The following is a 14,214-nucleotide window of genomic DNA, read 5'->3' on the forward strand; positions in this document are numbered from 1 at the left end:
TTTCGAAGTCAGGCCTGACCCCGGGGCGAGCCAAAGCCTCGCGGTCGGCCGGCCTCCCCCAAACCCAAGAAGACGGCCCGAGCGACCCGATGTCCCGTACAGTTCCTCCGACCCGCCGCATCCTTCTCACGGGTGCCGCCACGAGCCTCGCCCTCCTCGCGGGGCCGGGCGGTGCCCTCGCGCAGGGACGTGGGCGGTTCTTCGACGACGGAATCGATGGGGATCTCCCCTTCGACGACGAGCGCCTCTACCGCGACGAGGACGGACGTCTCTACCGGCGCCGCGGCGGACGATACGAGCCCTATTCGGAGCGCGGGGTGGACCCGCGCGCCGCGCGCCGCGAGCCCGTCGATCCGGCTTACGAGGAGCCCGACCTGCGCCGTCGTCCGGCGCCGGGCCAGCCGACGCAGCCGACCCAGGCCAGCCGCCCCGTGGATGACGGTCCCATCGACTACGCCCGCGCCTACGCGGCGATCACCGACGAGCCGTTCCCGGTCAACGCCTTCAACTGGCGCAAGGCCAACCCGGCCTTCCTGCGCCAGGAGATCGCCTATACGGGCCGCGAGCCCGCCGGCACCATCGTGGTCGATCCGCGCGCCCATCACCTCACCCTGGTCCAGGCCAACGGCCGCGCCCGACGCTACGGCGTCGGTGTGGGCAAGCAGGGCTTCTCGTGGTCGGGCGTCTCGACGGTGAACTCCAAGCAGATGTGGCCGGACTGGTATCCCCCGAAGGAGATGATCGCCCGCACGCCCAAGCTCGCCCGGCAGGTGAGCCAGCTCCAGAGCGGGCTCGGCGTTCCCGGTGGCTCGCGCAATCCCTTGGGCGCCCGGGCGCATTACCTGTGGCAGGACAACAAGGACACGCTCTACCGCATCCACGGCACCCTCGAGCCGGAATCCATCGGTCGCAGCGTGTCGTCGGGCTGCATCCGCATGATCAACCAGGACGTGATCGACCTCTACGGCCGCGTCGAGATCGGCAGCCGCGTGGTGGTGCTGACCTGAGGGTCGGCACCCGGCGAGGCTCAGTGCCCGTCAAGGAAGTCCAGCACCGTCGCGTTGAAGCGCGACGGGGCTTCCATGTGGACGAGATGCCCGATGCCCGGAAAGACTTCGGCCCGGCCGTCGGGCATCCGCACCGCGAGAGCCTGAGCGTGCGCGGCGTTGTCGCCCATGCTGGCGCGCAGGGGCTCCGGTGCGAAGGCGCGGCCCGGCGCGTTTCGGTCCCGCTCGCCCATCACGAACAGGGTCGGCGCCCGCACCAATGGAATCTCGTGGACCACGGGTTGGCCCCAGATCATCTGGTAGGAATTCACGAACGACCGCAGCCAGCGCGGATATTCGCCCGAGCCCTTCACCCGCTCGCGTAGGGAGACGAACGGCTCGATGGCCGCCTCCGGCAGGGACAGGCTGTAGCTCGTCATGAGTTGGCGGCGATAGACATCAGCGGTCACATCGGCCTCGATGCGCAGGAGGCGCTCGGTCGGCACCGGCGGAACGGTGAAGCGATAATCTTCCAGGCCGATGGGCGCCTCCAGCACGAGGCTGTTGACGCGTTCGGGCGCGGTGCGGGCGAGACGCACGGCGAGCATTCCGCCCATGGAGTGGGCCACCACATCGACACGGGGCAGGCCGAGGGCATCGAGGAGCGCCGTCGTGTCGGCCGCCAGGGTATCGAACGTGAACGGGCCGACCGGCTTCGACGACTTGCCGAATCCGAGCTGGTCCGGTGCCACCACGCGGTAGCCCGCCGCCGTCAGGGCCGCGATCACGGTCTGCCAATAGCTCGACGGAAAGTTGCGCCCGTGCAGCAACAGGACCGTGCGCCCGTTGGGCGTGCCGCCCGCCGGCACGTCCATGTAGGCGAGACGCTGCGCTTCGCCGTCCCGAGTCAGGGCGAGGTAGAAGACCGGGTAGGGATAGGCGAAGCCTTCCAGGGCGATCCCGAGGGGCTCGTCGGCGGCAAGCGCAGGCAGGGGCGTACCCGCGAGGCCGAGGGCGAGTCCGCAGGCGACGAGGAACGTGGACGCGCGCATTCGGCTGACCTCTGAGGCGACCGGGACGAATGTCATCCGCGGCGGGATCGTTGCGAGGTGACATAGAGCACTTGTCACCGGATGGGGAACCGTCACGGGTGCGCACATGACCGAGCCGGCTCCGAATCCCGTCCTCGGGGCGCTTCCCCCGGATCCGACCCAGGACGGTTTGCCCGTGCGCGCGCGCATGCTGGCACTCCTCGCCATCGGGCTCGCCATGACCATGGCGGTGCTCGACGGCGCCATCGTCAACGTCGCGCTGCCGGTGATGGCCCGGGATCTCAGGGTCGACCCTTCGGCGGCGATCTTCGTGGTGAACGCCTTCCAGATCGCGGTCACGGCCGCGCTGCTGCCCCTGGCGTCCCTCGGCGACATCCTCGGGTATCGCCGGGTCTACCTGTCGGGGCTGGTGGTGTTCACCCTCGCATCCGTGGCCTGCGCCTTCGCGCCATCCCTGCCCCTGCTGGTCGCCGCCCGAATCGCCCAAGGACTGGGTGCCGCCGGGATCATGAGCGTCAACATCGCGCTGGTCCGGTTCATCTATCCGCACAAGCTCATCGGGCGCGGCGTCGGCAACGTCGCCCTCGTGGTGGCGATGGCGTCCGCCGCCGGGCCGACGGTCGGCGCCGCCATCCTGTCCGTGGCGAACTGGCCGTGGCTGTTCCTCGTCAACCTGCCGGTGGGCCTCGTTGCCCTGGCGGTGGGCGCCCGTACCCTGCCGGTGACGCCGCGCAGCGGCGCGCGGTTCGATTATCGCAGCGCGGTACTCAACGCGCTCACCTTCGGCCTCCTGATCATCGGCGTCGACGGGCTCGGTGAGCCGGGCGGGCATTGGCTCGCCCTGGCCGAGATCGCCGCCGCCCTGGCGATTGGAGCCGTGTTCGTCCGCCACCAGCTGCGTCTCCCGGCACCGCTCCTGCCCGTCGACCTCCTGCGCATTCCGGCCTTTGCCCTGTCGATGGCGACCTCCATCGCGGCGTTCGGAGCGCAGATGATGGCCTACGTCGCCCTGCCGTTCTACTTTCAGGATGTGATGCGCTTCTCGGAAACCACGACGGGCTTCCTGATGACGCCCTGGCCCATTGCGATCGCGATCGTGGCGCCGCTGTCGGGCCGCCTGTCCGATCGCTACGCGCCCGGCCTGTTGGGAGGGATCGGTCTCGCGATCCTGGCCGCCGGCCTCGTCGCCGTCGCCCTGTTGCCGGCCGATCCCAGCGCCCTCGATATCGGTTGGCGCCTCACCCTGTGCGGTCTCGGTTTTGGTCTGTTCCAGTCACCCAACAACCGCATCATCATCACCAGCGCTCCACGCGATCGCAGCGGAGGCGCCAGCGGCATGCAATCGACGGCGCGCTTGACCGGGCAATCCCTGGGCGCGGCCGGTGTCGCTGTGGTCTTCGGCGTGTTTCATGGTGGAGCCGCGGATGCCGTGACGACGGCCCTCTGGTGTGCGGCCGGACTGGCTGCCTTCGGGGCCATCGCGAGCGTTCTGAGGCGCCAACGCAGCGAGTGAAGCCCGTATGGTCAACAGAGTGTTTCATGTGAAACACTCCGGTCCCCGATCCGTGCATGGCCGCCGTGCCGATGACGCCCACTCCCGCACACACCACCACCTTCGTGCGTTGACCCGGCATCCTCCTAAGCAAGGACACCTGCCATGAACTTGGATCTGACCGGAAAGCGCGCACTCGTCACTGGCTCGACCGGTGGCATCGGCTACGCCATCGCCAAGGCCCTCGCGGAACTCGGTGCCACCGTCGCCATCAACGGGCGGGCCCAGGACCGCGTCGCTGCCGCGATCACGCGTCTGAAGGCCGAGACCGGAACCCACGCCTTCATCGCGGCCCCGGGCGACATTTCGACGGCGGATGGAGCCAACCGCCTCGTCGCGGGCCTCCCGGATGTGGACATCCTCGTCAACAACACCGGCATCTTCGAGCCGAAGCCGTTCTTCGAGATACCGGACGAGGATTGGCAGCGCTTCTTCGACACCAACGTGATGAGTGGCGCTCGCCTGTCGCGCGCCTATACCCCCCGCATGGTGACCCGCGGCTGGGGGCGGGTGGTGTTCATCGCCTCCGAATCCGCTCTGAACATCCCGGTGGAAATGGTCCACTACGGGATGACGAAGACGGCCCAGCTCGCGATTTCGCGAGGCTTGGCCGAGACCGTCTCCGGCACCGGTGTCACGGTGAACAGCGTCCTGCCCGGCCCGACCCTGTCGGAAGGCGTCGCCGACTTCATGAAGGCGATGGCGCCGGGCTCAGGCGAAGCAGACCTCGATGCGCTGGGCCGTGCTTTCGTCAAGGAGCATCGCCCGACCTCCCTCATCGGCCGCCTCGCCACGGTGGACGAAGTCGCCAACATGGTTGCCTACGTCTGCAGCCCGGCGGCGAGCGCCACGAGCGGTGCCGCCCTGCGGGTCGATGGCGGCGTGCTGCGCTCCATCGCCTGAGATACGAGGCGGTTCAGACCGGCCAGACCGCCTCGCGGTAGGCCCCGTCCCAGAACAGCCATTCGAGGCGGGTCGCCTGGGCGTAGGCGTGGTGCATGCGGGCCAGGATCTTCGGCGAGGCGTCGACCGCCGCCTCGTCGGTGGCGGCGATCATCGCGGCCACCGCCTCGCCGAACTCCTCGCCCGCATAAGTATCGATCCAGGCCCGATACGGGTTGTCGGCCCCGGCCCGGGAAAAGATATCCTTGCCGACCTCGGCATAGATCCAGAAGCACGGCAGGAGCGCACCGAGCACCACTTCGTAGGGTTCGGCGTAAGCGGTGGCGAGCAGGTAGGAGACGTAGTGATCGCAGGGCGGCGACAGGGGCGTCGCCGCGAAGGTCTCGGGTTGGATGCCGTAATCGCGAAAGAACCCGCCATGCAGGGCACGCTCGACCACGATGGCGGTCTCGGCGGCGCGGGCGAACTGGACGATGCGGTCGGGATGCGGCGCCTTGGCGGCGGCGAGGGCGAGAGCCCGACCGAAACCCGTGAGATAATGCGCGTCCTGGACGATGTAATGGGCGAACCGGGCCCGGCTCAAGGTTCCGGCGGCGAGCTCGGCGTTGAACGGCGCGGTGCGGATCGTCTCGTAGGCCGCCGCGTTGGCGGCCCAGGCCGCTGTGGAGAACGGGGTCATGCGGTGGCCTCGCGGGTCAGGGTGACGCCGTGCCGGGCCCGGCCCTTCGGTGCCAGGAGGCGCTGGGAGTCGCGGCGCGCCAGTTCTCCGGCATAGCCGGCCCAATCGGCATGACCGGTCCAGCATTCGAGGGACAGGAACGGCGCGGTCGGTTTCGTCCACACGGCGAGATGCGGGAAATCCGAGACTTCCATACGGATTGCGCTGCCGTCGGGCGCGCTGAACCGCATCCATTCGCTGGCGGCGTCGCGCAGCACCAGGGCCTCGGTGAACAGGTCAGGGGCGAGGGGCAGGGTCGCGCCCTGGAGGGGGATCGCCCGCTCCTTGCGCAGGAGCAGGCCGCCCGCGCCGACCTCCGGCACCAGGGGGCGCTCGGGATTCTGGAAATCGACGCGGTAGCCACCGTCCGCCGCCCGCTCGCCGCCGGCGAAGGGCCACGGAAAGGCCGGGTGGAAGCCGAGTGCGTAGGGCATCGGTGCCGGGCCGGTGTTCTCGATCCAGATCTCGAAGTCGAGGATGCCGGGGCCGACCCGGGCGGTGATGTCCAGGCGAAACGGGAACGGATAATGCGTGAGCGTCGCCGCGTTCTCCTCGAGGCGCAGGGTCACGCTGTCGTCCGTGCGCTCCAGAACCGTGAAGGGCAGATCGCGGGCAAAGCCGTGCTGGGCCATGGGGTAGGATTGGCCCGCCACCGTCACCGCCCCGTTGGTCGAGGCGCCGACCACGGGAAAGAGCCAGGGGGCGTGGCGATCCCAGTGGGCCGGGTCGCCGCTCCAGAGGTACTCGGTGCCGCCGACATGCCAGGAGACCGGCTCGGCGCCGTGTGTGGCGATGACCGCCTGCGTGCCGTCCCCGGCCGTGATGGTGATCCGTTCGCCCATGGCGATCCCCGCTCGTTCCGCTATCCGTCCTTGTGGGCCGGGCGCGCGCCCGACGCCAGCCGCCATGCCTCGAAGGCGAGGATCGGCCAGAGGCCGACGGCATGGTTGCGGGTGCCCGTCTGATGCTCCGTGAACAGGGTGCGCACCCGTGCTCGGTCGAGAAGTCCGCCGCCGAGGTCGGGACTCAGCAGAAGGTCTCCGGCATAGGCCCGCAAGGGGCCGCGCAGCCAGGAGGCCAGCGGCGGGGCGAAACCCTGCTTGCGCCGCTCGAAAAGGATGCGGGGCACGTGCCGGGCGAGCACCTCGCGCAAGAGCCATTTGCGGCGGCCATCGCGCACGAGGAGGTGCGGCGGCAGGCGCCACGCGAATTCGACCACCGAACGGTCGAGGAGGGGCACCCGGGCCTCGAGCCCCGCCGCCATGCTGGCGCGGTCGACCTTGGTCAGCACATCGTCGGGCAGGTAGGCGAGGGTGTCGAGGCGGCGCATCCGGTCGAGGAGCGAGCCCTCTCCGGGCCAGTCCATCGGACTCGGGACACCGGACACGCCATTCGCCAGAGTGCGGGCGTCCGGATTGAGGGTGAGAAGCCGGCTATAGAAGGCGAAGCCGTCGCCGGGCAGCTGTGCGGCGGCCTTGCGCAGGCGGTCGGGGGCGTCGGGGCCGCCCCACGGAGGGGGAAGGGCGCGCGCGGCGAGGGCCAGGGCGGCCTGCGGCATCCGCCCGGCGGCCCCGGCCGCCGCTCGCCGCAGGAACCCCGGAATTGGTTCGATGCGATCGGCGAAGCGGGTGGCCAGGGCGTAGCGGTCATAGCCGGCGAACAGCTCGTCGCCGCCATCCCCCGATAGGGCGACGGTGAGGCCCGCTCGCCGGGTCGCGGCGCAGAGGAGGGCGGTGGGCAGGCCCGAGGGATCGGCCAGGGGCTCGTCGTAGATCTCCGGCAGGCGGGTGACGAGGGCGAGGGCGTCGGCCTCGCGCACCGGGATGGTGGTGTGGTCCGTACCGAGATGGCGGGCGACGGCCGCCGCGTGGCCGCTCTCGTCGAAACGGGGATCGTCGGTGAAGCCCGCCGCGAAGGTTCTGGGCGCCCCTCCGGCGCCGACCATGAGGGCGGCGACGAGGGAGGAATCGATGCCCCCCGACAGGAAGGCACCGAGCGGCACTTCGCTGGCCATCTGGCGACGCACGGCACCGGTGAGGAGGCCTTCGAGTGTCTCGATGGCGTCGGCGTCCGAGCCCGCGAACGGATCGGCGCGACCGGCCGCGATGATCGCGTCGAGGCTCCAATAGGGAGCGACGGAGGGCCCCTCGCCGGGACGCCATGAGAGCAGGTGACCGGGTTCCAGCTTCCTGATGCCGAGATAGATCGACCCTGGTGCCGGCACGTAGCCGTGGCGCAGCAGGCTCGACACGGCCGCTGGATCGATCGTGAAATCGGCAGCCTCGCAGGCCGTCAGGGCCGCCAGAGTCGAGCCGAACAGCAGGCGCTCGCCCGTGGCCGCGTAGAACAGCGGCTTCACCCCCATCCGGTCGCGGGCGAGCCAGAGGCGGCCCTCCGCCCGGTCGTAGGCCGCGAAGGCGAAGATGCCCTCGACCCCGGCGAGGGCTCCGGCGACGCCGTGCCGGGCGATGAGTTCGACGAGGATCTCGGTGTCGGATTGCCCGGCGAAGGCATGTCCGGCCGAGGCCAGCGCGGCACGCGCGTCGTGCGTTCCGTAGAGTTCGCCATTGTAGGTCAGCACCCAGCGACCGTCGCGCGAGGGCATGGGCTGGGCCCCGGCGGGGCTGAGATCGCGGATGGCGAGGCGCCGATGGCCGAGCGCGACGCCACCCTCGCCCCACACGCCCCGTCCGTCCGGCCCACGATGGCTGAGCGCATCGGCCATGCGGCCGGCTTCATCCGCGAGGCGGCCGGGCGAGAGGCGTGGATCGGCGATCCCGGCGATGCCGCACATGGGGTATTGTCCGAAAGACCGTCAGGGACCGGTGGCGGCCTCGGCGCCGGGCACGCCAATCCCGACGTAGCGGAAACCGTGCCGAGCGACATCGTCCGGTCGGTAGACGTTGCGCAGATCGACCACCGTGCGGCCGGGCATGCGCTCGGAGAGCAGGGCCCAGTCGAGGGCGCGAAACGCGTTCCACTCCGTCACGATGACGAGGGCGTCCGCTCCGGCCGCGCAAGCGTAGGGATCCTCGGCGTAGGCGATGTCGGGCATCAGCGCGCGGGCGCCCGCCATGCCTTCCGGATCGTAGGCCCTGACCCTGGCGCCGCCATCCTGCAACCCGGCGACGATGGCGAGGGAGGGCGCGTCGCGCATGTCGTCGGTATTGGGCTTGAAGGTCAGCCCGAGGAGCGCGATGGTCTTGCCGCGCACGGAACCGCCGCAGGCGGTCGCGATCTTACGGGCCATGGCGCGCTTGCGCTGGTCGTTGACGGACACGACGGCTTCGACGAGGCGCAGGGGGGTGCCGCAATCCTGCGCGGTCTTGACCAGCGCCAGGGTATCCTTCGGGAAGCACGAGCCGCCGTAGCCCGGCCCGGCATGTAGGAATTTGCCGCCGATGCGGTTGTCGAGACCGATGCCGCGCGCGACCTCCTGCACATTGGCACCCACCTGCTCGCAGAGATCCGCGATCTCGTTGATGAAGGTGATCTTGGTGGCGAGGAACGCGTTGGCGGCGTATTTCGTCAGCTCGGCTGTCCGCCGGCCGGTGACGAGGATCGGGGCCTGGTTGAGGTAGAGCGGCCGGTAGACTTCACGCATCACCGATGCCGCGCGTTCGTCCTCGGCGCCGATGACGATGCGGTCGGGCCGCTTGAAATCCGAGATCGCCGCGCCCTCGCGGAGGAATTCCGGGTTGGAGACAACGGCGAACGCGGCGTCGGGCCGAGCTTCGCGGATGATGCGTTCGACCTCGTCGCCGGTTCCCACTGGCACCGTCGATTTCGTCACCACCACGGTGTAGCCGGAGAGCGAGCCGGCGATGTCGCGGGCGGCGGCGTGAACGTAGGACAGGTCGGCGAAACCGTCGCCGCGCCGGGACGGCGTGCCGACGGCGATGAACACCACCTCTGCCTGGGCCACGGCCTGCGCGACATCCGTTGCGAAGGTCAGCCGGTTGTGGCGGACGTTGTCGGCCACGAGGGCGTCGAGGCCCGGCTCGAAGATCGGGATGCGCCCGGCCTCGAGGGCGAGGATCTTGGCCGGATCGGTGTCGACGCAGCACACGGTATGGCCGAAATCGGCAAAACAGGCCCCGGAGACGAGCCCGACATATCCGGCGCCGATCATGGCGATCTTCATGCGGTGATGTCCTTCGCCCTCGGCGGTGGCGCAGCCTTATCGTCCCCGGTGACCGAATAATAGTCCCGCAGCAGGGACCGATAGCTGGCAAATCTGATGTTGGTCGGCACTTTTGCCGGCGAAGTATAGGAGAGATCGAGGGACAGCAGGCAATCGTTGAGCCGGCCTGGATCGTTGGCGAGGGCGGGATCGAGGCAATGGCCGGCGCCCGCGGCGCGCAGGCGGTCGGCCGGCGCACCAAGGTCGAACACCGCTACGGGAAGTCCCGAGACCAAGGCGATGGACAGGGTGTAGCAGTAGGTTTCCGGCCAGATCGATGGGATCAGGATCAGGTCGATCTCGTGCTGGGCGAGAAGGGCCAGGGCTTCCTCGCTGCCCGCGTAGCGCCCCGTCTCGGCGATGCCGATGGCGTCCATCTTCTGCGGAATGTCGGAATAGCCGACGATGGTGAAGTCGATGGCGAGACCTCGCCGTCTGGCGTCGCGGGCCAGGGCATGGATCACGTTCGATCCCTTGTGCGCGCCGATGGCGCCGAGCACCCCGATCCGGCGGACGGAACCACCGCGCGGTGCCGCGCGCGGGGCAGGCGTGGGCAGATCTTCCTCGTGGGGGGCGACCGTGATGGCGAGCGGCCCGAAGATCGCTTCGATGCGGGTCGCGACATCCTGCGACGGGGCGAGGAGACGGTCGGCCGCTCGGTAGAACGCGCCGTAGCGTGCCATCCGGTCCTGGCCCGGTCTGGCTTCGGCGCAATCGCAATCGGCGCAGGGGCGCCCGCCCGGCAATCCGCAATACAGCCCCTCGCGGGTCACGAGATGGTTGCGCAGGCAGACGCTGGAGTAATCGTGCAGGGTGACGACGGTCTGCCCGGGGGCGGCCTCGATCAGGTCCATCAGGACGGGTACGGCCGTCCCGTCGAGGCCGTAGAACGAGTGAACGTGAATGAAGAGCGGGCCAAGCCAGGAAAGGAATCGCGCAAGGATGCGGTAGTCGTCGTGCACCGACAAGGCGCGCAGGGATGGGGTGTAGGGGCCTTCCGCGCCGAAAAGCCCGACCTCGACGTAGGCTCCCTCGGTCACCGTGAGGGTGACGACGCGGACCCCCTCGTCGGCGAGGCGCCCGGCGAGGTGATCGGCATGGACCGAGGCGCCCCCACCCTTGGCGTGGACGACGAACACCGCGGCGCGCGGTCCCGCCGCCCGCGCCAGACGGTAGAGATCCAGGTTGAGACGCACGTCGGCGGCCGGATCGGTGGCGACGAAGCGCTCGATGCGCAGGGTATAATCGGGGTGCTTGGCAAGCAGCGCGGCCTGGCCCTGCGTATACTCGGAATCGTAGACCTCCGAGAACGACACCTTGCCCGAATGGTAGACGAACACGTCCGCCGCGAGGATGTTGCGTCCGCCCGCCTTGAGGACGCGCATGCAGTAATCGTTCTCTTCGCCGTAGCCCTTGCCGAAGGCGTCCGCGTCGAGGGGGCCGAGCTGCGCGATGAGCGATCCGCGCATGTAGAAGCAGAAGCCGACACCCGTCGGCACCTCGACCCAGCGGCCCGCATTGGCGGCCGCCGCCCCTGCGTCGAGGGCCCGGGGCGAGAGTTCGAGGGCAACCGTGTTGTTGCGGTCGGAATCGGGATAGCTGCAGATCGTCGCGTTGTTGGAAAACGGCGTGATCGTGCCGACCCGTGGATCGCGCGCCGCATGGGCGAGCAGGCGGTCGATCCAGTCGCCGAACACGATGGTGTCGCTGTTGAGCAGGATCACGTCCCGCGCGCCCGTCATGTCGAGGGCGCAGTTGATGGTGCCGACGAAGCCGAGGTTGGTTGGGTTCTCGTAGTAGGTGAACAGGCCCCGCGCGGCGAGCGCCCGCAAGGCATCCGTCAGGGGCGCATCGGGACTGCGGTCGTTGAGCACGAGAAGAGCGAAGGGCGCCGCCTGCGGCTCCGCCAGCACCGCGTGGAGCGCGCGCAAGGTCTCGTCGTAGCCCTTGTAGACCGGCACCACCACGACGACCCGGGCGGCGTCGAGGGCGGCGGCGGCCGGGACCGCATCCCATTCGGCGGCACTGGGTGCCCGGGTCGGTGGCCACTTGGTGTTGCCGAGGGGGTTGGGCTTGCGCCCCTCCGCCCGGCCGAAGCGCAGGTAGTGGAAGAACGGATTGGTGCCGCTGAGGATCAGATCGGGATTGGTCCTGACGTAGTACGATGTCCAGAACAGCTCCGTCGGATCGCGGCCCTCCTTCCAGCCGTGGCTGGCATAGTGGGTCGCGGGGTCCATCCCCGAGGCCGCCACGTCGGCGTAGCTCGCCCGGTAATGGGCGGCATCGAACTCCGGTCGAATGGCCGCGACGATGTCGGAGAGGGGGGTCCGGTCGCCGTGGGCCTGCCCGAAGGCCGGTGCCGTATTCGTCGAGACGTAATGATAGAAGGGACTGACGTTCAGCAGGCGGACCTGCGGGTGGGCGTGGAGATAGGCGGTCCCGTCGAAATCCGGGCGCGGGTCGAGGCCCCGCCGCCACCCCACCGCCAGATAATCGAGGAGGGCCGTTTCGGGATCGACGATACCCGTGAGCGAGCCGTAGTACCGCGCGTCGAAATAGGGGCGGACCACATCGGCCTGTACGGCGTGGAACGCCTCGGGCGTTGCCGGCCAGGTCTGTCGTCCGGCACGGGCCGCCCCCGCCTCGACATGGGCTTCGAGGGGGTTCCGCTCGATCCCGGCGGTCTTGAGGTACCTGTCCTTGTAGTACAGGGTCGAGAAGTTCGGCGCCGGGTCGCGGCCCTCGCGGAATCCGTGCCGGAGATAATGATCCAGCGGACCGCCGCCGTAATCGCTGACATCAGGGTACTGGGCAGTATAATAACCGGGATCGAACAGCTTTTGAATACGTCGCGAGCGTATCGAGAAGAATGAATACGCTTTCTGCCTCATGACTTACTGTGATCCTCCCCCGGCAGCGTGTTCCGTACGCGCTCGCGGTCCGATCGGTCAACCCGCGCGAGGGCGCGGCCCCTCACGTGGCCGGCACTTTCGCGAGGGGCGCGACGACGGCGCTGCGGAAGGCGCGCAGGAGGTCGACGTCGAGTTTCGGACCCATGTCCCGCATGATCTCGTGCGCCTCCTCGTGAGGCAGCGGATCGCGGTAGGCCCGCCGCTCCGTCAGGGCGGAATGGATGTCGCAGATGGTGACGAGGCGCACGAGGTCGGGAATCTCGTGCGCCGACAGGCCGTCCGGATACCCGCTGCCGTCGAGCATCTCGTGGTGGTGTCGCACCACGGCGAGCATGTTCGCGTCGAACCCCCCCTGCGCTTCCAGGAGATTGGCGCCGACGGAGGGATGGGTGCGCATCACCGCCATCTCGTCGGGGCTGAGCCGGCCGGGCTTGTTGAGGATCGCCAGGGGGATCCGTGATTTTCCGATATCGTGCAGCAGGGCGGCGCGGGCCAGACGCATCTGGTCGGCCCGGGCGAGCTTCAACCCGCCCGCGAAGGCGGCGGCATAGCCGGCCACGCTCAGGGAGTGCTGGTAGAGTTGCTGGTCGTAACTGCCGATGACCTCGAGCCAGGTCCGGATGCCGCATTCGGAGATCGTTTCGAGGATCACCTCGGTGCCGGCATCGACGGCGGCAGGGGAGACGGCTTCACCGCGGCGTGCCGCATCGAAGGCCTCGCCCACGGCGCGATTGGCCAGATCGGCCTTGGCGGTAAAGCGGGCCGTGCGGTCGAAAGCCCGTGTCCGGGCGGTCTGGACGACATCCATGAGACTGAAGACCGCCGCGAGCACGGTCTTGCGCGGCGTGTCGGTGGGCAGGAACCGCGTCGGGGCCGGGCGCGTCGTCATGGGCTGGAGGGCGAGTTGCAGGCTCGGGATACGCAGGCCATGCAGGCGGGCGACCCAGGCCTCGGCCGCCGCCTCATCGCGGCTGACGTCCACCACCGCGAGCAGGGGGCGCTGCGCCGGCATTCCCGCCCCGGCCGCGATCTGCCGGCAGGCGACGACGGTGTCGATCGCCTGCACGAGGAGACCCGCCTGCTCCGGGCGGTCCGAGATGACGAGAACGGAGGATTCCTGTGTCACGCGTGCGTCCGCTCGCAATGGCGCACGTTCCAGTCCCGAAACGGGCGAACTGTCACCTCTATCAATATCATTATCGAACACTTCACTACAAAATGTTTCACACGCCCGGGTTTTCGCGTTGGGGCAAGCGAAGGCCGGGCCAGGGCTTGTGCTGGCCCGGTCCGCTTCCCACGGCCCCCGGCGATCCGCTGCCGGCGCGGCAGGCTTGCCGGGTCCTTACCCCCATGCCACATGCCCGGCTCGATCGCGGCGGGGACGAGCACGGATGGTGGAGCGGATCTTCGAGCGGGTGCGGTTCGCGAGCCGGTGGCTTCTCGCCCCGTTCTACGCGGCCCTCGGCATCGGCATCGTGGTGTTGCTGGTCAAGCTCCTCCGGGAGCTGGCCCATTTCGTCCTGCACATGTGGGACGCCACCGAATCGCAGGTGGTGCTCGGCGTCCCGACCATGGTCGACCTCTCGCTGACGGCCTCGCTGCTCATCATCGTCATGTTCTCCGGCTACGAGAACTTCGTCTCGAAGATCGACCATGCGGACCACAAGGACTGGCCCGCCTGGATGGGCACCATCGACTTCACCGGGCTCAAGCTGAAGCTCGTCTCCTCCATCGTGGCCATCTCGGCGATCTCGCTGCTGAAGGCGTTCATGGACCTGAAGGCGATGAGCGATCGCGACTTGTACTGGCGGGTGGGCGTTCACATGGTCTTCGTGGTCTCGGGTCTGCTCATGGCCCTCACCGACCGAACCATCGCCGGGCACCACGAGTGGTGAACCGGGCGAGCGC

General features: G+C 69.1%; 11 protein-coding genes. 4 read left to right on the top strand and 7 right to left on the bottom strand.

Annotated elements, in window-relative coordinates:
• The first annotated feature begins 89 nt into the window (after positions 1-89).
• A complete protein-coding gene (locus ASF25_RS14915; RefSeq protein ID WP_056305538.1) occupies positions 90-1,007 on the top strand; it encodes a L,D-transpeptidase in 918 nt (305 codons plus the stop codon).
• 20 nt (positions 1,008-1,027) lie between these two features.
• Here ASF25_RS14915 and ASF25_RS14920 read toward each other — a convergent pair whose 3' ends face one another.
• Positions 1,028-2,038, bottom strand: a complete 1,011-nt coding sequence (locus ASF25_RS14920) for an alpha/beta fold hydrolase (RefSeq protein ID WP_056305540.1) — start codon at positions 2,036-2,038, stop codon at positions 1,028-1,030.
• A 106-nt stretch (positions 2,039-2,144) separates the two neighbouring features.
• On the opposite strand from ASF25_RS14920, the gene ASF25_RS14925 reads away from it, so the two are divergent.
• Positions 2,145-3,551 carry an MFS transporter gene (locus ASF25_RS14925; RefSeq protein WP_056305542.1) on the top strand — a complete coding sequence of 469 codons (1,407 nt, stop codon included), beginning with the start codon at positions 2,145-2,147 and terminating at the stop codon, positions 3,549-3,551.
• 144 nt (positions 3,552-3,695) lie between these two features.
• The gene (locus ASF25_RS14930; protein WP_056305543.1) at positions 3,696-4,493 is read left to right on the top strand and encodes an SDR family NAD(P)-dependent oxidoreductase; all 798 of its coding nucleotides are present in this window, start codon (positions 3,696-3,698) and stop codon (positions 4,491-4,493) included.
• A gap of 13 nt (positions 4,494-4,506) precedes the next feature.
• Here ASF25_RS14930 and ASF25_RS14935 read toward each other — a convergent pair whose 3' ends face one another.
• The 6 genes from ASF25_RS14935 to ASF25_RS14960 all read right to left on the bottom strand — a co-directional run bounded on the left by ASF25_RS14935 (position 4,507) and on the right by ASF25_RS14960 (position 13,432).
• Positions 4,507-5,172, bottom strand: coding sequence for a TenA family protein (locus tag ASF25_RS14935; protein ID WP_056305545.1), 666 nt, complete (start codon positions 5,170-5,172; stop codon positions 4,507-4,509).
• Positions 5,169-6,053, bottom strand: coding sequence for an aldose 1-epimerase family protein (locus ASF25_RS14940; protein WP_056305547.1), 885 nt, complete (start codon positions 6,051-6,053; stop codon positions 5,169-5,171). The genes ASF25_RS14935 and ASF25_RS14940 overlap by 4 nt, the downstream gene beginning before the upstream one ends.
• A gap of 20 nt (positions 6,054-6,073) precedes the next feature.
• On the bottom strand, positions 6,074-8,005 hold the full coding sequence (gene asnB / locus ASF25_RS14945; RefSeq protein ID WP_056305549.1) for an asparagine synthase (glutamine-hydrolyzing): 1,932 nt from the start codon (positions 8,003-8,005) through the stop codon (positions 6,074-6,076).
• Positions 8,006-8,026: 21 nt separating this feature from the next.
• Positions 8,027-9,355 (bottom strand): UDP-glucose/GDP-mannose dehydrogenase family protein, encoded by a 1,329-nt coding sequence (locus tag ASF25_RS14950; RefSeq protein WP_056176613.1) that lies wholly within the window; start codon positions 9,353-9,355, stop codon positions 8,027-8,029.
• On the bottom strand, positions 9,352-12,285 hold the full coding sequence (locus tag ASF25_RS14955) for a glycosyltransferase (protein ID WP_056305551.1): 2,934 nt from the start codon (positions 12,283-12,285) through the stop codon (positions 9,352-9,354). The genes ASF25_RS14950 and ASF25_RS14955 overlap by 4 nt, the downstream gene beginning before the upstream one ends.
• An 82-nt stretch (positions 12,286-12,367) precedes the next feature.
• Positions 12,368-13,432: an HD domain-containing phosphohydrolase gene (locus tag ASF25_RS14960; RefSeq protein ID WP_056268037.1), complete on the bottom strand. Its 1,065-nt coding sequence runs from the start codon at positions 13,430-13,432 to the stop codon at positions 12,368-12,370.
• Positions 13,433-13,697: 265 nt separating this feature from the next.
• Between ASF25_RS14960 and ASF25_RS14965 the strand changes: the two genes are divergently transcribed.
• Positions 13,698-14,201 carry a TIGR00645 family protein gene (locus ASF25_RS14965; RefSeq protein WP_056305553.1) on the top strand — a complete coding sequence of 168 codons (504 nt, stop codon included), beginning with the start codon at positions 13,698-13,700 and terminating at the stop codon, positions 14,199-14,201.
• The last annotated feature ends 13 nt before the right edge of the window (positions 14,202-14,214 follow it).

The sequence above is a fragment of the Methylobacterium sp. Leaf100 genome (assembly GCF_001422845.1).
In the GTDB taxonomy this organism is placed as follows: Bacteria; Pseudomonadota; Alphaproteobacteria; order Rhizobiales; family Beijerinckiaceae; genus Methylobacterium.